Here is a 20,716-nt window from a genome sequence, read left to right on the forward strand (position 1 = left end):
GGACCTTTTTCTTGGACACGTTCGAAATCGGAGATCAGGACTTCCTCCTGAACGATCAGCCCTTCCGCATCTTGTCCGGAGCCATCCACTATTTCCGGGTTCACCCCGATCTGTGGGCGGACCGGATCCACAAGGCACGGCTCATGGGGCTGAACACCATCGAGACGTACGTGCCGTGGAACCAGCACTCGCCTGTTCCCGGTTCGTTTGTTGCCGAGGGCGGACTGGATCTCGGGCGGTTCCTTGATCTGGTGGCCGATTCCGGGATGCACGCGATTGTTCGTCCTGGCCCGTACATCTGCGCTGAGTGGGACAACGGAGGGCTGCCGGCGTGGCTGTTCACGGACCCCACCGTGGGCGTGCGCAGCAGCGAGCCCGGCTACTTGGCCGCCGTCTCTTCCTATATGAAGTCGGTCCTGGCTTTGGTGGTGCCGCGCCAGATTTCCCACGGCGGCCCAGTGATCATGTTCCAGATAGAGAACGAATACGGTGCTTACGGCAGCGACAAGGCCTACCTGCAGCACCTGGTCGACCTGTCCAAGCGCTTGGGGGTGGACGTTCCGCTGTTCACCTGCGACCAGCCCTTCGGCACCATGATCGAGGACGGCTCACTGCCAGAGCTGCACAAAACCGGGACCTTCGGCTCACGCGCTGATGAGCGGCTGGCTTTCCTGCGGGAACGGCAACCCACTGGCCCACTGATGTGCGCCGAGTTCTGGAACGGCTGGTTCGACAACTGGGGAACGCACCATCACACCACCGACGCCGCCGCTTCCGCCGCCGAACTGGACGCGCTGCTGACCGCCGGGGCTTCGGTGAACATCTACATGTTCCATGGCGGCACCAACTTCGGGTTCAGCAACGGAGCAAACGACAAAGGTATTTACGAGCCCACCATCACCTCGTACGACTACGACGCGCCGCTCTCCGAAGACGGACAGCCCACGGCCAAGTACTTTGCCTTCCGGGACGTCATTGCCAAGCACTTCCCGGTTCCTTCCGAAGTGCCTGCCGCGCGGCCTTCGCTGACGGCTTCCGTGGTGGCCGTCTCCGGGTCCGCGCCTCTACTCTCTGTCCCGCCTGCTACGCAGCTGGTTCCCGGGCCGGTTCCGCCGGTGGACATCACCGGGCATTACCGAGGCTTCTACGTCTACGAAGTGTTGCTGCAGGGCGGCGGCGTCCTGTCCTTCTCCGAAATCCGGGACCGGGCGCAGTTCTTCCTTGACGGCGCGCCCATTGGGGTCCTGAGCCGGGAAGCGGGCGAGCGCGCGGTTGTGATCCCCCATGGTGGCCGCCTTCAGGTTCTTCTGGAAGACCAAGGCCGGGTGAACTACGGGCAGAGGATCGGCGAGGCCAAGGGGCTGATAGGGCCCGCGTTGCTCAACGGTGCGGAGGTAGTGGACTGGAGGGTTGGCGCAGTGGACCTGGAGTCCCTGGATGCCTACCGTGCTGCCTCGCTGCCGTATCCAGGGGGCGACCCCACCCACGCTGGTGTGGCCGGTCCCAGCATCTCCTTCGCCACCTTTGAAGCCGAAGGCCCGGGCGACCGGTTCCTTCGCCTGGACGGTTGGACCAAGGGCAATGCCTTCATCAATGGCTTCAACCTTGGACGGTATTGGAGTCGCGGTCCGCAGCGCACCCTCTATGTGCCCGGTCCGCTGATCCACGAAGGCGCCAACGAGCTCGCCATCCTGGAACTTCACGGAAGCGCGACGCGTGAGGTGAGTTTCGTCGTCGGGCCTGACCTGGGCCCCGACGAAAAGTAACCGTCTCTCACATCCCACCTGCTTGAACCCGACCGTCTCTCACTATCTTCAGGGAAGTGATAGAGGGTTGCCGTTGAACGGCCGGGAAGTGATAGAGGGTTGCGTACGCAGAAGGGGACCGGTCATCCAACCGGTCCCCTTCTGTGTGTTCAACTCTGTGTGTTCAGCGCGCGGGCGTCATTAGCCGCGGCAGAGCTCGCCATACTTGGTGCCGGCTTCCTGGTAGGCCTGGCCGAGCTCGCCAAGCTTCGCCTCGTCCGGGGTTTCCTTGGACTGCTCATCCATGTATTCCAGAATGGCGGTGACAACCGGCTTCATTTCGTCCGATGCCACAGCTTCGATGGGCCGGATGGCGTTGGCCACGCGGTTGGTGGCTGTCTTGCTAGCGTTCTGGGGAATGCTTGCGGCGGCCACACCGACGCGGTCGCAGGTTTCCGCGGTGGTCAGCTGCTGCTGGGCGGAACAGGCGGATGCCGAGGCGATGAGCCCGGCAGCGATCAGGACAGTGGTGAGTTTCTTCATGATTCCCTCAGTGGTCGACGTCCCTTTGATTGTAATCAGAGCAGCGGCCCCTCCACGCATCGGCGGTAGTCCGTTTGTCCGCGTTCCTCCCCGGTTACCTCCCACATCCGACCCAAATCGACGCCGATCCGCCGGCGTCGGGGCATATTTTCGGTGACAGTGGGGAAGCAACCGGGCAGGAACGCCGGGCAGCCAAAGTTACAGGGCAGCCAAAATTACAGTGCCGGCGTCCGGGGCGGAGGAGTGCGGCGCGACCCCGTGGCTTCGAAGGCGGCGGCCAGCGTCAGCAGAGCAGTATCGTCATACGCGCGGCCAGCGAAAGTGAGGCCCACGGGCATGCCGATGTCTGCCATGGTTCCCATCGGCACAGTGACCGTGGGGATGCCCAGGTGGCGCGGGACGAGGTTTCCGTTGGACACCCATACGCCGTTACGCCAGCCCAGGTCAGCCGAGGCCGGATTGACGTCCATATCGGCAGGGCCTACGTCTGCCGCTGCCGGGAACAGGACCGCGTCCAGTCCGAGCCTGTCCATCCAGTCCTCCAGATCAATGCGTCGTGTCTCCTCAAGGCCGCGCACGCCGTTTTCCAGCTCGGGGATCTCAGTCAGCTGGTTGTAGCCGTGATCGCGAACGTGTCCCGGGTACTCGGCAATGTCGTCGTCGAACCCGGCGTAGCGGTCCGGCAGGGCACCCTCAGGGTGCGGGAAGATCCTTGCGCCATCCACGTCCGCAAGCCGATTCAGTGCGGGATCACCGTTGGCACGCAAGAAATCGTCCCAGGCCCAGGAGGAAAGATCCATGATTTCGCGCTGGAGGTATTCATGGGTGACAAGTCCACGGGTGGCAATGGTGGGTGCGCCGGGGCGGTCGCCTTCGTAGTTGGAGACCACCGGGAAATCCACCAAAACAACCTCAGCACCAGCGGCTTCGAGATCTCGCTTCGCGGCGTCCCACAGATCGATCACGGAAGCCCGCGTCTCGATGCGTTGCCCGGTGGGGCCGCCGATGCCCGGCTTTGCGCTGGTCCCGGCATCCGGGTCTGCGTTGACATACATGCGCGGCACACCGAAGCGCTTACCTTTCAAAGCCGCGCGTCCGTCGTCGAGCGTTTCCGGAGCCAGCGCCGGGTACCTCTCCGGCCGGACCTCGGACGACTTCGGGATCTCAACCCACGGCTGCACACGCCAGAAGTCGCCACGGGTCTGAGAGTCGTCGGCCACGATCACGTCCAGCAACTCCAGCATGTCCGCCATGGTGCGGGTATGCGGGACCACCACGTCCATAGTGGGGACCAGCGGCCAGTTGCCGCGCACCGAGATGACGCCGCGCGAGGGCGTGTAGGCGCACAAAGCATTGTTCGACGCCGGTGCGCGGCCACTTGACCAGGTCTCCTCACCCAGGCCGAAGGCCGCGAAGCTTGCCGCCGTCGCGGTCCCGGAACCGTTGGAGGAACCGGAACCGAACGCTGCCGTGAGGAAGTCGGCGTTATAGGGGCTTTCGGCGCGGCCGTACACACCGCGCTGCATGCCGCCGTTGGCCATGGGCGGCATGTTGGTCAGCCCGATCAGCACCGCGCCGGCGTCCCGGAGGCGTTCGATGGTGAAGGCGTCCCGTTGCGCCACCAGATGCTCAAAGGCCGGGGACCCGGCTGCGGCAGTGAGCCCCTTGGCTAAGTAGCTGTCCTTGGCCGTATACGGAATGCCGTCCAGCGGGCCCCTCACTTCGCCCTGAGCCCGGCGCGCATCAGAGGCCCGTGCGTCCGCCAAAGCATCGGGGTTCATGACCACGAGTGCGTTGAGAGTGATGCCGTTACGGTCGTAGGCCACGATGCGGTCAAGGTACGCCTGCGTGAGCTGCTCGCTGGTTACCTCCCCTGTTTCCAGCGCCTCACGCAGCTGCGCGATGGAGGCCTCAACCACGTCGAAGGGAGCCATTACGCTGCACCCCCGTTGATCTGTGGTCCGCCGAGACGCGGCTGCTGCTGCGTGATGCAGTGGATACCACCGCCGCGGGCAAGGATGGGGCGCGCGTCAACAGTGACAACGCGGCGGCCGGGGTAGGCCTCAGCCAGGATTTCTGCCGCAAGCGAGTCCGCGCGTTCTTCGCCGTAACCACAGGCGATGACTCCGCCGTTGACCACGAGGTGGTTGACGTAGCTCCAGTCCACAAAGCCGTCTTCATCCCGCAGGGTTTCCGGCGCGGGCAGCGGGACAATCTCAAACGGTTTACCCGCCGCGTCAGTCTGAGTTTCAAGGAACGAGTGCAGCGCGCGGCTGACCTCGAAGTCCGGGTGCTCCGGGTTGGTCTGGGAATGCAGCAGGACACGGCCAGGTGTGGGGATGGTCGCCACCATGTCAATGTGGCCGCGCGTGCCCAGGTCCTCGTAGTCGCGCGTCAGACCACGGGGCACCCATACGACTTTGGTGGCGCCGATGGTGCGGGCCAGCTCAGCTTCAACTGCTGCCTTGTCCGCGTAGGGGTTCCGGCCTGGATCCAGCTGGACCGTTTCGGTGACCAGCACGGTTCCTTCACCGTCCACGTGGATGGCGCCACCCTCATTCACCAGGAGGGAGCTCACCAGTTCAGCACCGGACTTTTCGGCAACAAAGCGCCCCATTCCGGCGCTCTTCTGCCATTCGGACCACGCCGGGGCACCCCAGCCGTTGAAGATCCAGTCCACTGCGCCAAGCACACCGGGACGTTCGTCGTCCAGCACAAAGGTGGGTCCGACGTCGCGCATCCAGAACTCATCCAAAGGCGCCTCAACCTGTTCGATGCCGCCGCCCAGCATGTGCGCAGCACGTTCGCGCTCGCTGGGGTCCACCACCATGGTCACCGGCTCGAACTCGGCCACGGCATGGGCGACGGCGGCCCACGCCGCGTAGGCCTCTTCGGCCGACGCGGCGTCGTCGCCAAGCGTCAGGCCGGTTCGGGGGAACGCCATCCAGGTGCGCTCATGCGGTGCGGTTTCGGCCGGCATTCTCCAAGCCATGGGTGACTCCTTCGTCTTCAGTGCAAATCTCTTGTTGATCACACGATCAACAATGCTGAAAACGTAATCTAGACTGGTCCTTGATGTCAAGCACTCCACAGAAGCGCGCAGTCCGGAAGTCACCGGCAGAGCGCGCAGCAGAAATCACCGAAGCCGCCCGCGAGATCGCACTCGAGGCGGGCCTCTCAGCACTCACGCTGCGCAATGTTGCCGCCCGCGTGGGCGTCGCTTCCGGTCTTGTTGCGCACTATCAGCCCACTATGGACACGCTCGTTGCAAGCACCTTCGCCACCATCGTGGCGGCAGAAACGCAGGAAGTAGCCGGCTTGCTAAGCCAGCAACCTGGACCACCCGAACGCCTGAGCCTGCTGGTGGAAACGCTTCTGGACAACAGCAGGCTGGACGTCACCGCAATCTGGGTGGAAGCCTGGACGCTGGGACGCCGCAACGAAGCCTTGGCCGCTTCCGTCCGCGAACAAATGGATGCCTGGCAGAAGGTTTTCCAAGGAGTAGTGGAGGACGGAAACGCAAGCGGAGCCTTCAACGTTTCCGATGCCGCCGCCGTCGCCTGGCAGATCCTGGGCATGGTGGACGGTCTGAACGCCCAGGCCTTGGTGCGCTGGAACGGCGTCAACGATCGTGGCACGCATCTGGCCCACGCCGTCGAGGGGATGGTGGGCGCGGCCCGGGGTTCCCTGGCCGCCAAGCCGAGCGCCTAAGGCCGAGCGCGTAAGGCTGTCGACCACCAGGCCCTGTCTTTCATGGCCCCGCCCACACTGCCCTAGGCTGGTGAGCATGGCGATCATTCACAAGGCAAACCTGTCCCCGTCCAAGCTCGAACTCATCGCTGACTACCTCCCGAAGCAGCCCTGGTTCATCCAGGATGGTTCCCCGGAGCTCATTGGTGCCTACCGTTTTGACGATCCCGCCGGCGAGGTGGGCCTCGAGACTCATGTTGTGACCGCAGGGGAACGCGTCTACCAAGTTCCGCTCAGCTACCGCGGCTACGAGCTGGCCGGCGCCGAGGAGTGGCTGGTGGGAACCATGGACCATTCCGTCCTTGGCAAGCGTTGGGTGTACGACGCCTGCGCCGACCCCATCTACGTCAAGGCCCTGGCCACCGCCATCCTCACTGGCCAGCAAGAGGCCGAACTCATTGTCGACGGAGAGCTGGGACCGCGGCCCAGCACGGTCACAGTACAGGGCAGCGGAAAGCTCGACGGCGACGTCCCCGCCTTGAGTGCCTCGGCGCCGGTATCCGGCAGCGGCGTGACCATCATTGATGCGGGCGAGCTGCGGTTGAAGGTCACCCGGGTCCTGGATATGGCAGCGGATGCCTCGGCCAATACCGCTGCTGCCCCGGAGCTTCATGGAGACCTGATCCTTAACGGTAAGTGGGCCGGCCTGGAGAACCCGGTAGAACTGGCCTCGGTGGTTCGGATCTGACCTCCGCTTCGCCTCGCTCCTTCCCAGTTGCCTCGCATCGCTGCTTGCAAACCACGGCGTGTCGCCGCCAACCCTGCATTATTTGGGCGATGGCACAAAGGCAACCGGGAGGGAGTGCACGCCGGGGGCACCTGTTGGCTACAGATGCTGCAGCGTAGGCTGGCAAGCAAGCCGTCTAACTATGTGAGGGGTCAAGCATGTACACAACACAAAACATCATTCCCGCCGCCCAGGATCTTGCACGGGAGTGGGTAACGCATGCAACAGATGGCACATCCGCACAGACAGACGCCGTGGTGAGGTGGGCTTTGGCCCGGATCAACCACGCAGATGTCCCTTCCGTGGTCCAGGGCGTGATGCTCACCCTGACTGGAAACAAGAAGGCAGCCAAGGAAGCTAAACGCACAGCCACCAAGGCAGTAAAGAAAGCCACCCAGGCGCTCAGCCGGAAGACCAGTCAGCGCAGCTCGGGCCGTGCAATATGGTTCACCGCCATCGCCGCCGCCCTGGCGGGAGCGGGCGCAGTTTTTGCTTGGCGCATGATGATGCCTCCGGGTGAACCTGAGCCCGCCAAGCAGCCTGAGACACCAGTCCAACCGCCGGTGCCCCCGGTTCCGTAAAACCTGCCACGGACAGCACCCGCCGGCTCCACTTGCCGACTCCGCCTGCCACGGGCGCCAACCGTGCCCTGTCGCAAGCGGTGGCCAGTCGCAAGCAGCGGTGCCGCAGGAATCAGGTGGCTAGCTAGGTTGCGGGGGCGGCTTCGTTGAGTACGCGCAGCGCGTTCAGCGTCCGCGGGTAACCGATGTAGGGCAGCAACGCCGTGATGACTTCCAGCATTCGTGCGCGATCATTCCCCACGTTGAGGTTGCCTTGAACGTGCCCCTTCACTTGCGCCTCACAGCCGCCCATGGACGCCAGCATGGATAGAGTCAGGAGCTCACGCGTTGCAACGTCAAGGCCGCCGCGTGTGAGGTAATCACCAAAGCAGTTGCCTGCCAGATAATCCTGGAAGTGTTCCTCATCCTCGGCTGCGGCTGCCCGCATGCCACCCACGCGTTCGGCGCCCGCAATGACTTTCTGGACCGCGAGGCCCTTTTCCGCGCGGTTGGCTATTGTGGTGCTGGACTGTCCAGCCAGCGGCAATTCCACACCGTGATTGGTGAGGATCTCATTTGTGGCGTGCAGGAAGTCGGAGACCTTGGCCATGCCGACGTATGGCACGGCTTGGTAGACGATTTCCTTGGCTTGAGTTGGGGTCACCCCCACTGTGAGGGCCGCGCCCAACAACGTCCGGAACTCCCCCATGGCTTGGCACGCGATGAGTGAGGCGAGTTGGACCATGAGCCGGGTCTTCGTCTCCAGGTTTCCATAGCCTCGGGTCTCATCGAACGCAAAATTGTTGAAGATCTCCGCGAGCTCGGGATCCGTGACGGCAAAGGCCGGGAGCTGACCGGGGAAGAGTTCGTCATGGTTCTTGCGGGCGGGTTCGGTGAGGGCCATGGGGTCTCCTTGAAACAGCTGTTCCGACTGCCCGCCGAGTTGGCTGGCGGTATGGAAGCTTTCGATTGCGGTGCCTGATCGGTGGGCCGGAAAGGCCACCTACACATAACACCCCATTGAGGAGCCTTGTGGGAGAGTCCCTTGATACAGGTTCCGGCAGTACATGCTTCGTCCGCCCCTCGCAGCAGCTCACGCGAAGCGACTTACCAGGAGTTCTCAGCATGCTTACGATGGAAGGGCAGGATTCTGACGCACCACGAGCACGGAACCCCGATCGCCGACTGGAAAGTTGAACTCCCCATGGCACGACGAAGCGCTAAGAAAGCACCCATCATCACGGAAGCGGCTCCTGGGCGTCGCGGACCCGGAAAGGCCATTTGGCTTATTGCCGCGGGCCTCGTGGCTGGGATAGCCGGCGGAATTTTCGGCTTCCGCATGCTGGTACCGTCCAGAGAATCTGAGCCAGCAAAGGCTCCGCAGCGGCAACCCGAGGAGATTCTGGTCAGGGAGGAACCTGTGGAGATCTCCACCAGAATGCGCCCGGGGGAATGGACTGAAGCGTCACTGCTGGAACATGTCGAGGACTACAAGCAGCAGATCCGCGATATGGGGGCGAAGGAATCGCAGATTGTGGTGGACGTTGAGCGGACCGAAGCCGGCGCTGCCCGGGTGGTGGTCAGCTGGGACCGAAGCCGGGCTTAGCCCAAGCTAGTCCCCGGCTCGGGGACGCCACACCACGACGGCCTGGGACCGCGCCCGGGGACGCTGGCCACGCGCCAGTGAGACGACGTCGCCCGCGGCACCTGCCGCGAAGATACGAGCATCCACGGGTGAGCGGCGGCGCGACAGCTCCTCCGTGAGCTCAACTACCCGGTACTGCAGCGCAGCCACCTGGTTTTCGAGGTCCAGGATGCGTTTGATGCCCTCGAGCGAGACGCCAGACTGCGAGAGGCGTTGAACCTCCCGCAGTTTGTTCACGTCGTTCTGCGAATAACGGCGGGATTTGCCGGGCGCACGGCTGGGCGAGACGATGCCCAAGCGGTCGTACTGGCGCAACGTCTGCGGATGCATGTCGGCAAGCTCCGCAGCAACGGAGATGACAAAGATCGGCTGGTTGACGTCGATTGCCATGACCGTCTCCTTACAACCGGGCCTTCGCGGCCAGATCGTGACGCGGGTTGGCGTCAGTGGTGGCAGCGGCGAAGGCCTTCACGGCTTCTTCCGCTTCCTTGTTCAGGTTCTGTGGAACCGCGACGTCGATGGTCACCAGCAGGTCACCGGTCGCCTTGGACGTCTTCACGCCACGGCCCTTCACCCGGAGGGTACGGCCCGACGGTGTTCCGGCCGGAACGCGCACCTTGACGGTGTCGCCGTCGAGCGTTGGCACCTCAATGGTGGCGCCGAGCGCCGCTTCCGCGAACGTGACGGGCACGTGGATGCGGATGTTGTCGCCGTCGCGGTGGAAGAAGTCGTGCGGCTTCACGCTCACCGTGATGATGAGGTCGCCATTGCCGGCCGGGCCAACATTGCCCTTGCCGCGCTGACGGACTTTCTGCCCATCCTTGATACCGGCGGGAATCTTGACATCGATCACGTTGCCGTTGCTCTCACGCAAGCTCACAGTGGTGCCGTTAATTGAGCCGGCAAACGAGATGGACGTAGTTGCCGTCCGGTCGGAGCCCTTCTGCGGGGCACGTTGGAACCCTGTGGGGCCAGCTCCGCCGAAGCCGCCACCAAACAGGTCCGCGAACTCCGGAGGAATGCCACCGCCACCGGCAGGCTGACGAGCACCAGGCCCGCCACCAAACAGGCCGCCGAACAGGTCCTCAAACCCGCCATTGGCTCCTGCACCACCACGTCCAGCGCCAGCACCCGGAGCAAACCGGGCACCACCCATGGCACGAATGGCGTCATACTGCTGCCGATCCTCAGCACTGGACAGCACCGAGTAGGCCTCGGAAATGTCCTTGAACTTCTTCTCCGCAGCAGCATCCCCGGCATTAGTATCCGGATGGTACTGCCGGGCTAGCTTGCGGTAAGCCTTCTTAATATCCGCATCGGACGCGTCCTTGGCAATACCAAGGATCGCGTAAAAATCCTTTTCAACCCAGTCCTGGCTGGCCAAGAGCGTTTCCTTTCAAGTCAATAAAAAACGTGCGGCTGCAGTCATCGCGCCTCTGGCGAGCTTACAACCGACGCGAAACCGGATATGGGGCGGCGGTGTGGAGGGCACCGCGAAGCGGGCACCGCCCCATATCCGGTGAAGCGTCTGCTAGTTACGCCGGAACCGCGACGATCACTTGGGCTGCACGCAGGACCCGCTCACCTGAGCGGTATCCGGAGCGCAGCACCTGGCTGACCGTGTCAACCTCGATGTCTTCGCCGGGCTGCTGGATGAGTGCTTCGTGGATGGTGGGGTCGAATTCGACTCCGGTGTCCGCGATGCGTTCCAGTCCGTACGTCTTGAGCGCGTTCTCCAGCTTGGTGGCGATGGCGGCGAAGGGGCCGTCTTCGAGGTCACCGTGCTGGCGTGCGGCGTCGACGTCGTCCAGCACCGGGAGCAGGGAGTTGAGGACGCCGATGACGGCCATCTCTCCTGCTACGGCACGGTCGCGTTCCACGCGTTTGCGGTAGTTGACGTACTCAGCCTGAAGGCGAAGGAGGTCGTTGCGGAGCTCCGCTGCCTGGGCTTCAGCCGCGGCACCGGAGGCTACCGATTCCTCAGCCGGCACCTCTACCCCGTTGAGGATTTCCTCAGCCTGGGAGAGGGCGTCACCGTCTGTGGGAGCGGCGTTGCCTTCGGTGGGAGCCGCAGCTTCGCTATCGGGGTGACGGGCTGCCCCGGTCTCCGGGTCAACCTTGCGGTTGTCCCGGATAACCGGCTTGCGCGGCTCGTTGCCTTCAGAGTGCTCTGCTTCGTTGCCGTGGTGAGGCATGGCTACTTCTTCGCTTCGTCTTCGTCGATGATTTCGGCGTCAACGATGTCTTCGTCGTCAGCAGCCTTCTCACCGGCAGGAGCACCTTCTGCGCCGGCACCCGGAGCGTCAGCTGCGGAGGCCTGCGAGTAGATGGCTTCGCCGAGCTTCGTCTGGGAGGCCTGGAGCTTCTCGAACGCAGTCTTCACAGCGGCGTCGTCGGTGCCTTCCAGTGCGGACTTGAGGGCGTCGACGTCGGCCTTGACCTCGGTCTTGACTTCCTCGGGCAGCTTGTCGTCGTTGTCGGCGATGAGCTTCTCGACGGAGTAGGCGAGCTGCTCAGCGGAGTTACGGGTGTCCGTAGCTTCGCGGCGGGCCTTGTCCTCAGCAGCGTGCTCTTCGGCTTCACGGACCATGCGGTCGATGTCGTCCTTGGAGAGTGCCGTGCCACCGGTGATGGTCATGGACTGTTCCGTGCCGGTGCCCTTGTCCTTGGCGGACACGTGGACGATGCCGTTGGCGTCGATGTCGAAGGTGACCTCAACCTGCGGAACGCCACGAGGTGCCGGAGCGATGCCGGTCAGTTCGAACGTGCCCAGCGGCTTGTTGTCGCGGGTGAATTCACGCTCGCCCTGGAAGACCTGGATGGCCACGGACGGCTGGTTGTCGTCAGCGGTGGTGAAGGTCTCGGAACGCTTGGTGGGGATGGCGGTGTTGCGCTCGATGAGGTGCGTCATGACACCACCCTTGGTTTCGATGCCGAGGGACAGCGGGGTGACGTCGATGAGGAGAACGTCCTTGCGCTCGCCCTTCAGGACACCGGCCTGGAGTGCCGCGCCAACGGCCACAACTTCGTCCGGGTTGACGCCCTTGTTCGGTTCCTTGCCACCGGCGAGTTCCTTAACGAGCTCGGAGACAGCAGGCATACGGGTGGAGCCACCGACGAGGACGATGTGGTCGATGTCGGAAACCTTGATGCCGGCTTCAGCGATGACGTCCTGGAAGGGCTTCTTGGTGCGGTCCAGCAGGTCCTTGGTGAGGTCCTGGAACTTGGCACGGGTCAGCTGCTCGTCCAGGTGAACCGGGCCGTCGGGGGTGACGGACAGGTACTGGAGGGAGATGTTGGTGCTGGTGGAGGAGGACAGTTCCTTCTTGGCCTGCTCTGCAGCTTCGCGGAGACGCTGGAGGGCAATCTTGTCCTTGGAGAGGTCGATGCCCTTGACCTTGAGCTGGCTCAGGAGCCACTCGACCACGCGGTTGTCCCAGTCGTCGCCACCGAGGCGGTTGTCACCGGCGGTTGCGCGGACCTGGATGGTGGAGAAGTTGTCTTCGTCCTTGCCAACCTCGAGGAGGGAGACGTCGAAGGTTCCGCCACCGAGGTCGAAGACCAGGATGAGTTCGTCTTCCTTGCCCTTGTCCAGGCCGTAGGCCAGTGCGGCCGCGGTGGGCTCGTTGACAATGCGGAGGACGTTGAGGCCCGCGATTTCGCCGGCTTCCTTGGTGGACTGGCGCTCGGCGTCGTTGAAGTAGGCCGGAACGGTGATCACAGCGTCGGTGACCTTTTCGCCCAAGTAGCTCTCGGCGTCGTTCTTGAGCTTCATGAGGATACGCGCGGAGATTTCCTGCGGCGTGTACTTCTTGTCATCGACGGCGACGTTCCAGTCGGTGCCCATGTGGCGCTTGACGGAAGCGATGGTGCGGTCGATGTTGTTGACGGCCTGGCGCTTGGCGATTTCGCCGACCAGGACTTCGCCGGACTTGGAGAACGCAACGACGGACGGGGTGGTGCGGCCGCCTTCTGCGTTGGCGATGACGGTGGGCTCGCCACCTTCGAGAACAGAGACCACGGAGTTGGTGGTTCCGAGGTCGATACCTACTGCACGTGACATATCTTGTTTTCCTTTCAATGGCCGATGTTGGAGATCGCACCTGGCAACGGTCCGCTGAGCGGGTTACGTGCTGGGAGCCTGCTCAACAATCGGCTAGTTGAGCGTTCTGCACTCAACTGTACTCAGCCTCAGAATTAAGTCAATCCAAAGTTGAGTCGAGTGCGCTCAACTCTGCCCTGAGGGCTCAAGAAAGCCCCGGAATCACGCGGCTTTCGGACTGGTTTCGCCCACGGTGAACTGGCAAACTGGCTGTTTCGCCGGTACAGAACCTACGCCTGCATCGCATGGGCTCCTGGATACATCTGTCGAGAATCGAGAGGGGGCCGGAGGCCACGCGAGCTCGAAAATTTCCATTCGTGAGGAAACGAAAGAAGGACTCGACCTGTCTACCGACGGGCCAAGTCCTTCATAAGGTGACGCTGCGTTTTACGCGCTCAGAACGTGAACTTCTTTGCCTGTGAAGTAACGCGAATGAGTCTTCTGGACGGTTTCCAAAGAGTCGCTATTGAGCGAGACGACTTCCCAATCCTCGCTGGGGCGGAGTTTCTCCAGTCTCAGGCGTTCCAAAAGCGCCGCCTTGTGACCATCAGCTCCCGGAAAGGCTGTGACCAGCCGATCGCCCGTGAGGCGGTTGTATTCGATAACGTAGCCAGGCATGCCTCACCCCTTCCTAGTAATCCGCATCGTATCAAACGAGGCTTTGAGGTTCGCCAATCCGTCCAAGACAACCTTCTCGGTCTCGTCCATGTCCTTCTCCGCTGTTCTAATCTCTCTCAGCCTGCGCTTGGACGGCTGTTTTTTGGCCTCTTCCAAGCTGCGAACCGTGCGGACATTGCTACGGCGTTGCTCGAGGGTGGAAAGACCCCTGGTGGAGATGTCTTGTAGATCAACGACGAACTTTTTCTCCCGATCGTCTGTGGGCAACTCACCATATCGGATTCCCCGGCCCAGCACGTCTGCGGCCGCTTCATACGTGTTCGCCCATTGTCCTTGCAGGTGAGTTCTGATTTGGACTTCGACTCGCGCCGGGAGTTTTAGCCACAGGTGAAGCGCGCGGTATCCACTGTGTGGCTTGTCACGCATGTCGCGACAGCAAACCTGCAGATCATGCCCGAACAAACCGGCGATGGCATTCGCTACTCCGTCCTGCTCTTCAAGGGTCATTTCTGCTTCAAACCGCACTCCGGCGATGTCCTGCACGCTTTGCAAGGGCGTGGAGTGGTCGCGCTGAAGCTTTTCTCGAAGGGTATCGATGGTCTTAGGGCGGGAAGTGACCTCCGGAACGCGCTCACCGAGTAGCGGGGCCCAATCCAATGCTTTGATCCTTGATTGTGTTTCGGCAGCTACGTCGTTGTAGTACACCATGACCGAGTCGTAGGTCGGGAGTGCATCTGGAATGGGCCGGGAGTCTCTGATACAGATGCCCAGTTTACGCAACTGATTGGTGGTCCATGGCAGATCCGGCATTCTGTGATCATAGGCGACCCTGCGGCCCTCGACAGTCGCTGAACTGCAGGGCCTGAGTAATGGTCGCCCATCTACAGAGTGACCATATATTGACGCCGAACGAATTGATCACGGCGCGAAGCGTCACTCACTCGGAGTGGTGACACCCATATCCGGGTGGCTTGGACGAATTTGGGTGGCGTCAGCCGTTTGGGTCGCGTCAAGCGGTTCGGGCTTGTACACCCATGCCACCAGCACCACGGAGATGATCATCAGCAGGAACCACGCCAGCAGCTTGTCGATGGAGACCGCCTGCCACCCATCCAGCTGGTTGGGATACAGCCACGCACGGGACCACGTGCCGATGTTCTCCGCGAACCAAATGAACAGCGCCACCAGCAGGAACGAAACCAGGATGGGCATCTTGAAACGACGCCGGAACACACGGAAGTGCATCACGCACCGTCCGTAGACCAGCACGACGGCGGCCAGCAGCACCCAGCGCGCGTCGAAGATGTAGTGGTGCGAGAAGAAGTTGATGTAGATCGCAGCCGCAACAAGGGCCGTGATCCAACGGCGTGGGTACCGGTCGAAGCGGAGGTCGAACAGCCGGAACACCCGCACCATGTAGGAACCCACGGCGGCATACATGAAGCCGCTGAACAGTGGAACAGCCCCGATCCGGAGGAAGCCCTCGGCCTCGTACGCCCAGGATCCGACGTCCGTCTTGAACAGCTCCATCACTGTCCCCACCACGTGAAAGAGCAGGATGACCCGCAATTCCCGCAGCGTCTCCAGCCTGAAAGAGATCATCAGAACTTGGATAACGACGGCGGCAAGGGTCAGGAAATCGTTGCGGGCGAGCGCCGCGTTATCGGGGTACCAGAGGCGCGCGGCGATGATCACCGCGAGCAACGCCGCACCGAACACACAAGCCCACGCCTGCTTCAGACCGAACACCACAAACTCGGTCAGCCCGGCCCGCAGACGGCCAGCGCGAGTGCCCTCCAGGTAACGGTGCGCAAGGGCGTCGATGGACTCTTCCACCGACGTGGAGTTACGCATGCGGCACCGCGGAATCCACCACAAGCTGGCCCAAATAATGATCGCGGGGCCAATGCCGGATCCGCTGGGGCAAGCGCGGATACACGCGACCCACCAGCCGCATGGTCCGCTCGAAGCGCCGCGCCTGGCTTTTGCCCCAAGTGAAGCCAAATCCTTCCCGCACGTGGTCCGGCAACAGGCCGGCGGTGAGGAACCGCGCCAACGGCATGGCCAGGCGCAACAACCGCGGCCCACCCGTCGGGTAGAGCAGGTCCCGGGCTACCTTGAGCGCTTTGTCATCCGGGCGAAGTCCGCGCACATGGGACTCCCAGTACGCAGCGAAAGCGGCCCGATCAGACGGCCACTTATCCTCCGGAAGCTGCAGGGCTGTCCCGATCCGCGCATACTCGCGGTAGATACGGTCGGCGGTATCGTCGTCGAGCATTCCATGGACCTGCTGATAGACGGTGACGGCGGTGTCGTAGAGGGTGGCGACCACCCAGAGTTGGGAGTCGGCGTCGAAGGCGCTGTATCCGTGTGAAGCGGCATCGGGTCCGCGACGAACCGGGGCATGGGCGCGGTTGACGGCGCGGCGGACGGCCTTCACCTGCTCCTCGGAACCGTAAACCACCGCATACACGTAGGTCATGGTCGCGCGGAGCCGATCCATGGGCCGTTCGGCGAAATTGCTGTGCTCGGCCACGCCGTGACCCACTGTGGGGTCGGCGATTTGCAGGAGAATTGCGCGGCCCGCGCCGGCCAGGAGGACACCCTCCGCACCAATGTCAGCCAGTCCACGAACCATCTGAATACTGTAGCGCCCTAGCCTTGGAGCCCGGCGACGCCCTGCAGTACGCCCAACTGATGCTCAAAAAGATCGTCGCGGGCCGTGAAAGTCTCCGGCCCGTACTGCCCGAAAACCTCAAAACTGATAGCCCCGAACACTGAGGTCCACACCAGGACACCGCGCGCTAACGACGCATCTGGTGCCGCGAGATTCATTTCGGCGCGTATGGCCGCCAGGTCTTCAGCCAGCGTCGGGGGAATCACGACGGCGGGAGTCACCTCTGCGGACAGGGCACCTGCGCGGTAGGCGGCATCGAAGATCCCGACGAGGCGGACAATGACGCGTGTTCCGGGCACAGTGGTGCGCTCCCCCGGTGCCTGGTACCCGGGGACGGGGCTACCAAAAAGCAGGGCGTAGCTGGAGGGCTCGCGGACCGCCCAGGCGCGGACGGCCTTGCTCAGTGCCCTGAACTGCCCGGGGAAGTCACCCGCCGGGACGGCATCTACCGCAGCATCCACTGCATCGCCGAGCTCGTTGTACGCGTCGATGAGCAGGAGGGTGAGGAGCTCGTCGCGGTTCTCGACGTACCGATACACGGCAGAAGATACGACGCCGAGATCCCTCGCCACGGCGCGCAGGGAAAGAGCCGCTGCGCCGTGGACCGCGAGGTGTTCGCGGCCCAGCCGGATGATGTCCGCGATGGTTTGCGTGCGCGCCCGTTCCCGCGGCGTTGGTGGCTTGGCCTTGGTCTTAGCTGCGGCGGGTTCGGCAGTTGTCATGCCCCCAGCTTGCCATAACAGAGAGCGCTGTGAACAAACGAGAGCAGTGCTCTTGACTTTGGCTCTGATAATGGTCATTCTTGATTGAGAGAGCACTGCTCTTGCTTTAGCTTTCCAGGTAACGAACGCGAAAGAAGGAACATCATGTACGTCGTCACAGGAGCAGGGCCCGTGGGATACACGGTCGCCGAACAACTGGCCGGGCAGGGTCACCAAGTACGCATTTTGACTCGCTCAGGCAGCGGACCGGACCACCCCCTGGTGGAGCGCATGCGCGTGGATGCCGCCGATCCCGAGCGGCTCACCGAAGCGGTGTCAGGTGCCGCGGCGGTCTTCCACTGCATCCACGGATCGGCCTACCGTGCAGCGTCGTGGGCCGCCGAACTCCCCCGGGCCGAGCAAGTGGTGATGGATGCCGCGGCAGCCGCGGGCGCCGTCGTCGTCTTCCCTGAAAGTCTCTACTCGTACAGCGAGCCTGACCGCATGATGACCGAAGCAAGTCCCCGGACAGCCACCGGCGGCAAGCGCGGCATCCGGACCGCACTACTGGCAGCCCGGCAGGCGCATGCCGCCAACACCGTCAGCGTTGTTGCCGGCGACTTCTTCGGACCGCGCGTGAAGATGGCACATGCCGGAGAACGGATGGTGACACCCATCCTGGCGGGCAAGGCAGTGCAGTTCATCGGGTCCATCAACCAGCCGCATTCCTTCACGTACGTCCCGGACCTGGCCGCCGCCATGATCGCAGCAGCACAGCAACCCGAACTATGGAACACCGTGCTGCACGCCCCCACAGGCCCCGCCGTCACGCAGCGGGACATGGCCGCAGCGCATGCAGAGGCCGCCGGCGTTGCTGCACCCAAGGTGAGCGCGGTGCCCGGATGGGTGTTGCGGGTGGCGGGCATTTTCTCCACGGACATGCGCGAGCTCGCCGAATTGCTATACCAGTTTGAGCGCCCGTTCGTAATGGATTCCTCGCAGAGCCAGAAGCTTCTGGGCCTCGAGCCGACTCCTTTGGCGGAAGCTGCTGAAGCAACCGTGACGTGGTGGCGCGGCGCCGTTCAAGTAGGCGCGGGAGGCTAGAGGCCGTCGTCGTAATTCCAGTGCTCCTGCCAGCGCCAATCGATGGGCTCGCTGAGGCGCTGGTACCGGATGTCGGTGGACAGGCGCATGGTGCCGTTGGGGTCGGCATTGTCCAGGGCCGCGTGGACAATATGCGCCGAGTGGACCACCACGTCACCAACCTCGTAATCGGTCACGAGCCACCGGGCGTCCCGCTCGTCCGCCAGCCCGGGGAGGTCCGCAGTGATGGAGGCGGCCGGCATCTTTGGCTACGACGATCCCGCTTACTTCAGCCGACTCTTTACCAAGAAGACCGGGTCCTCGCCAAGCGGGTTCCGGCGGGAACACCAGCGTGCTGACCCAGCGAAGCAGCACACGTGGGATGTCTGAAAATGTTCGAATCATGGATTTCCTGATGGCTGGCTGAAACGCTGGATGGAGTGCACAGGACGCCTCCGGAAACGTCCCCGCAGCACGAATAACACTCCTGGAAACACCCCACGGGACACTCAATGAGGAGATCTTCCATGTCCACTTTCGCCATCAATCGTCGTCAATTGCTGCAGACCGGAGGAATCGGCGGACTGGCCGTAGCACTGTCGGCAATGTCCTCCGGCACCGCACAGGCCACGCCAAAGATGCAGACCGCAGGGGTTCCGCAGATCACCGACCTTGGACCCGCCGTCGTTCAGTTTTCCCTCATGAGTTCGCTGCTGGTGGGCGACACCGTCTACATCGGGTCCCGCAACCTGAACCCGGTACGGGTGATTGGATACCACCTCCCCACCGGCACCATCACGTCACGGACAGACCTCGGCTCCGGGTACAGCATCCAGGCTTTGGCCGCAGATCCCACCGGACGCTACCTGTACGCAGGCGTGCTGCGTGACGGAATCGATGGAAAGCCGAACCTGTACCGCTGGGACCTCAGCACTCCCAACGTGCCGGCAGTGGGCGTGGGCGAAACCGGAGACCGCGACATCCGGGCCCTGGCCGTGGCCCCTGACGGAAAGGTCTACCTTGCCGGCGGAGGGCTCACCTCCAAGGCACCCTCCCTGTGGGAATTCGATCCCGCCACGAATGCCATGACCAGCTGGGGCATACCTGACCCCGGAGCCACCATTGCCCAAGCTGTGGCCGCCACTGCCAGCCACGTGTATTTCGGCACGGGCAGCACGCTGGGAGGCGGCAACGGATCAAGTCCCGGCCGCCTGTTCGCCTTCGACCGGACCACGAAGGCGTCCACGAATATCCTCCCGGCGGAAGTAGCAACCGGCGTCTCGGTCACCTCCCTCAGCGTGCTGAACGGGCAGCTCGGGGTGGGGGTCAAGGGCCCCGGTAAGTCCGTGCTGATCAACCTTGCCAGCCACGCCCAGTACACCATCATCGCCAAGACCGGTGTGATGTTCAGGCAATTGGGCAACGACGTGTTCTTCGTCAAGGAACCGGGCGTGTGGTCCTACAACATGGTCACCAAGAAGATCACCCAAATCCTCACGGAAGATGTGGGGGCCATGTGGGGCCTGGATGTCTACGGCAGCAAGGCGCTCACAGTGTCTTCCTATGACGTCATTGAGATAGATCCCGTGGCGAAGACCGCCGTCAAGCATGACCTCCAACAGGCCGGGGCGCCGGGCGGACCTCAGCTATGCATGGGCCTCGCTGCGGGTGCCGGGGACGTTTATGTGGGCGGCACCGGAACCATTGCCCGGCACCAACTGGCCACGGAACAGGTGTCCTATCTCCGGGCAACAGGTGAAGCCAAGGACGCCGTGATCGTAGGCGGTGTCCTCTACACGGGCCAGTACAACTCGCGGGGAATCTACGCCTACGACCCCACCACCGGGCAGCTTCCCTATCAAGTGGCTGCGCTCCCGGCCGGACAGAACCGTCCCCTGGATGTCTGCTGGGATGCCGTCAACGGCCTGGTCATAGCCGGGGCCCAGAACGACACCGGCGGTGGCGGCTGCTTCGCCGCCTACAAGCCTTCCACCACGCAGGTCATCACCAAGGTCAACCCGATCGATGCCCTCCAGATGGTCCGTGCCGTGGCGACCAAGGACGGAATGGCCTACCTGGGTGGCGACAACATCTACGCCTCAGGTCCCCGCAGCACCGTGGTGGCGTGGGACCCTGTGGCGAACCAGGAGTTGTGGCGCCTGGATCCAGGGCAGCCTCAGGGCATTGCGGCCATGGCGATCCATGGCAAATTCCTTTACGGCATGTCCCGCAGGGCCGCCGGCCTGTTCGTGATCGATCTGGATACCCGGCAGGTGGTTCATCGGGGAGACCTGAGCGCGGTGTGCACGGACTTCGGAGCTCTTCAGGTCAGCCGCGGGATGGTCTACGGCGTCTCCGACACCACGGTGTTCCGCATCGATCCGATCACTTTCGCCGTCTCGGTTGTTGTTGCTGACATCAACGGCGGTTGGTACAGCGGACCGCACATCACGGCGGACGAGGACGGCTTGCTCTATACGCTGCGCGGCCCGAACCTTGTCCGGATTGACGATCAGCAGGCCATGCAAACCATGCGGCGTTAGCCCCATGTAAGTTGCAGCAGAT

At 63.1% G+C, this 20,716-nt stretch carries 21 protein-coding genes; 7 read left to right on the top strand and 14 right to left on the bottom strand.

The genetic code is table 11. From position 1 onward, the window contains the following. The first annotated feature begins 11 nt into the window (after positions 1 to 11). Positions 12 to 1,766, top strand: a complete 1,755-nt coding sequence (locus AR689_RS06435) for a glycoside hydrolase family 35 protein (RefSeq protein WP_062068203.1) — start codon at positions 12 to 14, stop codon at positions 1,764 to 1,766. Between the two features lie 180 nt (positions 1,767 to 1,946). Here the strand turns inward: AR689_RS06435 and AR689_RS06440 are convergent, their stop codons facing one another. The 3 genes from AR689_RS06440 to AR689_RS06450 all read right to left on the bottom strand — a co-directional run bounded on the left by AR689_RS06440 (position 1,947) and on the right by AR689_RS06450 (position 5,280). Then, positions 1,947 to 2,288 carry a hypothetical protein gene (locus AR689_RS06440; protein WP_062068659.1) on the bottom strand — a complete coding sequence of 114 codons (342 nt, stop codon included), beginning with the start codon at positions 2,286 to 2,288 and terminating at the stop codon, positions 1,947 to 1,949. 215 nt (positions 2,289 to 2,503) lie between these two features. Next, positions 2,504 to 4,222: an amidase gene (locus tag AR689_RS06445; RefSeq protein WP_062068205.1), complete on the bottom strand. Its 1,719-nt coding sequence runs from the start codon at positions 4,220 to 4,222 to the stop codon at positions 2,504 to 2,506. Continuing rightward, positions 4,222 to 5,280 (bottom strand): agmatine deiminase family protein, encoded by a 1,059-nt coding sequence (locus AR689_RS06450; protein WP_062068207.1) that lies wholly within the window; start codon positions 5,278 to 5,280, stop codon positions 4,222 to 4,224. Before AR689_RS06450 ends, AR689_RS06445 begins: the two co-directional genes overlap by 1 nt. Positions 5,281 to 5,363: 83 nt before the next feature. On the opposite strand from AR689_RS06450, the gene AR689_RS06455 reads away from it, so the two are divergent. From AR689_RS06455 to AR689_RS06465, 3 genes are all read left to right on the top strand, one after another. Further along, positions 5,364 to 5,999: a TetR/AcrR family transcriptional regulator gene (locus AR689_RS06455; RefSeq protein ID WP_062068209.1), complete on the top strand. Its 636-nt coding sequence runs from the start codon at positions 5,364 to 5,366 to the stop codon at positions 5,997 to 5,999. A gap of 76 nt (positions 6,000 to 6,075) precedes the next feature. Beyond that, positions 6,076 to 6,726 carry a CG0192-related protein gene (locus AR689_RS06460; protein WP_062068211.1) on the top strand — a complete coding sequence of 217 codons (651 nt, stop codon included), beginning with the start codon at positions 6,076 to 6,078 and terminating at the stop codon, positions 6,724 to 6,726. Between the two features lie 197 nt (positions 6,727 to 6,923). Beyond that, positions 6,924 to 7,346, top strand: a complete 423-nt coding sequence (locus AR689_RS06465; RefSeq protein ID WP_062068213.1) for a hypothetical protein — start codon at positions 6,924 to 6,926, stop codon at positions 7,344 to 7,346. A 124-nt stretch (positions 7,347 to 7,470) separates the two neighbouring features. Here the strand turns inward: AR689_RS06465 and AR689_RS06470 are convergent, their stop codons facing one another. Next, positions 7,471 to 8,229: a carboxymuconolactone decarboxylase family protein gene (locus tag AR689_RS06470; RefSeq protein ID WP_062068215.1), complete on the bottom strand. Its 759-nt coding sequence runs from the start codon at positions 8,227 to 8,229 to the stop codon at positions 7,471 to 7,473. 300 nt (positions 8,230 to 8,529) lie between these two features. Between AR689_RS06470 and AR689_RS06475 the strand changes: the two genes are divergently transcribed. Next, entirely contained in the window at positions 8,530 to 8,931 is a 402-nt protein-coding gene (locus AR689_RS06475) for a hypothetical protein (protein WP_062068216.1), read from the top strand. Between the two features lie 6 nt (positions 8,932 to 8,937). Here AR689_RS06475 and AR689_RS06480 read toward each other — a convergent pair whose 3' ends face one another. The 9 genes from AR689_RS06480 to AR689_RS06520 form a co-directional block, all read right to left on the bottom strand. Beyond that, complete coding sequence (locus tag AR689_RS06480) at positions 8,938 to 9,360, bottom strand: heat shock protein transcriptional repressor HspR (protein WP_024818246.1); 423 nt, start codon at positions 9,358 to 9,360, stop codon at positions 8,938 to 8,940. 10 nt (positions 9,361 to 9,370) lie between these two features. After that, positions 9,371 to 10,354 carry a DnaJ C-terminal domain-containing protein gene (locus tag AR689_RS06485; RefSeq protein ID WP_024818247.1) on the bottom strand — a complete coding sequence of 328 codons (984 nt, stop codon included), beginning with the start codon at positions 10,352 to 10,354 and terminating at the stop codon, positions 9,371 to 9,373. 151 nt (positions 10,355 to 10,505) lie between these two features. Then, positions 10,506 to 11,165, bottom strand: a complete 660-nt coding sequence (locus AR689_RS06490) for a nucleotide exchange factor GrpE (RefSeq protein ID WP_062068218.1) — start codon at positions 11,163 to 11,165, stop codon at positions 10,506 to 10,508. A gap of 2 nt (positions 11,166 to 11,167) precedes the next feature. After that, positions 11,168 to 13,033 (bottom strand): molecular chaperone DnaK, encoded by a 1,866-nt coding sequence (gene dnaK / locus AR689_RS06495; protein ID WP_062068221.1) that lies wholly within the window; start codon positions 13,031 to 13,033, stop codon positions 11,168 to 11,170. Positions 13,034 to 13,459: 426 nt separating this feature from the next. Beyond that, on the bottom strand, positions 13,460 to 13,690 hold the full coding sequence (locus tag AR689_RS06500; RefSeq protein ID WP_062068223.1) for a hypothetical protein: 231 nt from the start codon (positions 13,688 to 13,690) through the stop codon (positions 13,460 to 13,462). Positions 13,691 to 13,693: 3 nt separating this feature from the next. Then, positions 13,694 to 14,500 carry a RelA/SpoT-related domain-containing protein gene (locus AR689_RS06505; RefSeq protein ID WP_062068225.1) on the bottom strand — a complete coding sequence of 269 codons (807 nt, stop codon included), beginning with the start codon at positions 14,498 to 14,500 and terminating at the stop codon, positions 13,694 to 13,696. Between the two features lie 123 nt (positions 14,501 to 14,623). Then, entirely contained in the window at positions 14,624 to 15,544 is a 921-nt protein-coding gene (locus tag AR689_RS06510; RefSeq protein WP_062068227.1) for a DUF817 domain-containing protein, read from the bottom strand. Beyond that, positions 15,537 to 16,328: an oxygenase MpaB family protein gene (locus tag AR689_RS06515; RefSeq protein ID WP_062068229.1), complete on the bottom strand. Its 792-nt coding sequence runs from the start codon at positions 16,326 to 16,328 to the stop codon at positions 15,537 to 15,539. The genes AR689_RS06510 and AR689_RS06515 overlap by 8 nt, the downstream gene beginning before the upstream one ends. Positions 16,329 to 16,345: 17 nt before the next feature. After that, complete coding sequence (locus AR689_RS06520; protein WP_062068231.1) at positions 16,346 to 17,089, bottom strand: TetR/AcrR family transcriptional regulator; 744 nt, start codon at positions 17,087 to 17,089, stop codon at positions 16,346 to 16,348. A 144-nt stretch (positions 17,090 to 17,233) separates the two neighbouring features. Between AR689_RS06520 and AR689_RS06525 the strand changes: the two genes are divergently transcribed. Then, positions 17,234 to 18,172, top strand: coding sequence for an NAD-dependent epimerase/dehydratase family protein (locus AR689_RS06525; protein WP_062068233.1), 939 nt, complete (start codon positions 17,234 to 17,236; stop codon positions 18,170 to 18,172). Here the strand turns inward: AR689_RS06525 and AR689_RS06530 are convergent. Further along, positions 18,169 to 18,414 carry a phytanoyl-CoA dioxygenase family protein gene (locus tag AR689_RS06530; RefSeq protein WP_062068235.1) on the bottom strand — a complete coding sequence of 82 codons (246 nt, stop codon included), beginning with the start codon at positions 18,412 to 18,414 and terminating at the stop codon, positions 18,169 to 18,171. The two genes, AR689_RS06525 and AR689_RS06530, sit on opposite strands and share 4 nt — an antisense overlap. A gap of 264 nt (positions 18,415 to 18,678) precedes the next feature. On the opposite strand from AR689_RS06530, the gene AR689_RS06535 reads away from it, so the two are divergent. Then, positions 18,679 to 20,694: a hypothetical protein gene (locus tag AR689_RS06535; RefSeq protein ID WP_062068237.1), complete on the top strand. Its 2,016-nt coding sequence runs from the start codon at positions 18,679 to 18,681 to the stop codon at positions 20,692 to 20,694. The last annotated feature ends 22 nt before the right edge of the window (positions 20,695 to 20,716 follow it).

The sequence above is a fragment of the Arthrobacter sp. EpRS71 genome, assembly GCF_001512285.1.
GTDB lineage: Bacteria > Actinomycetota > Actinomycetes > Actinomycetales > Micrococcaceae > Arthrobacter.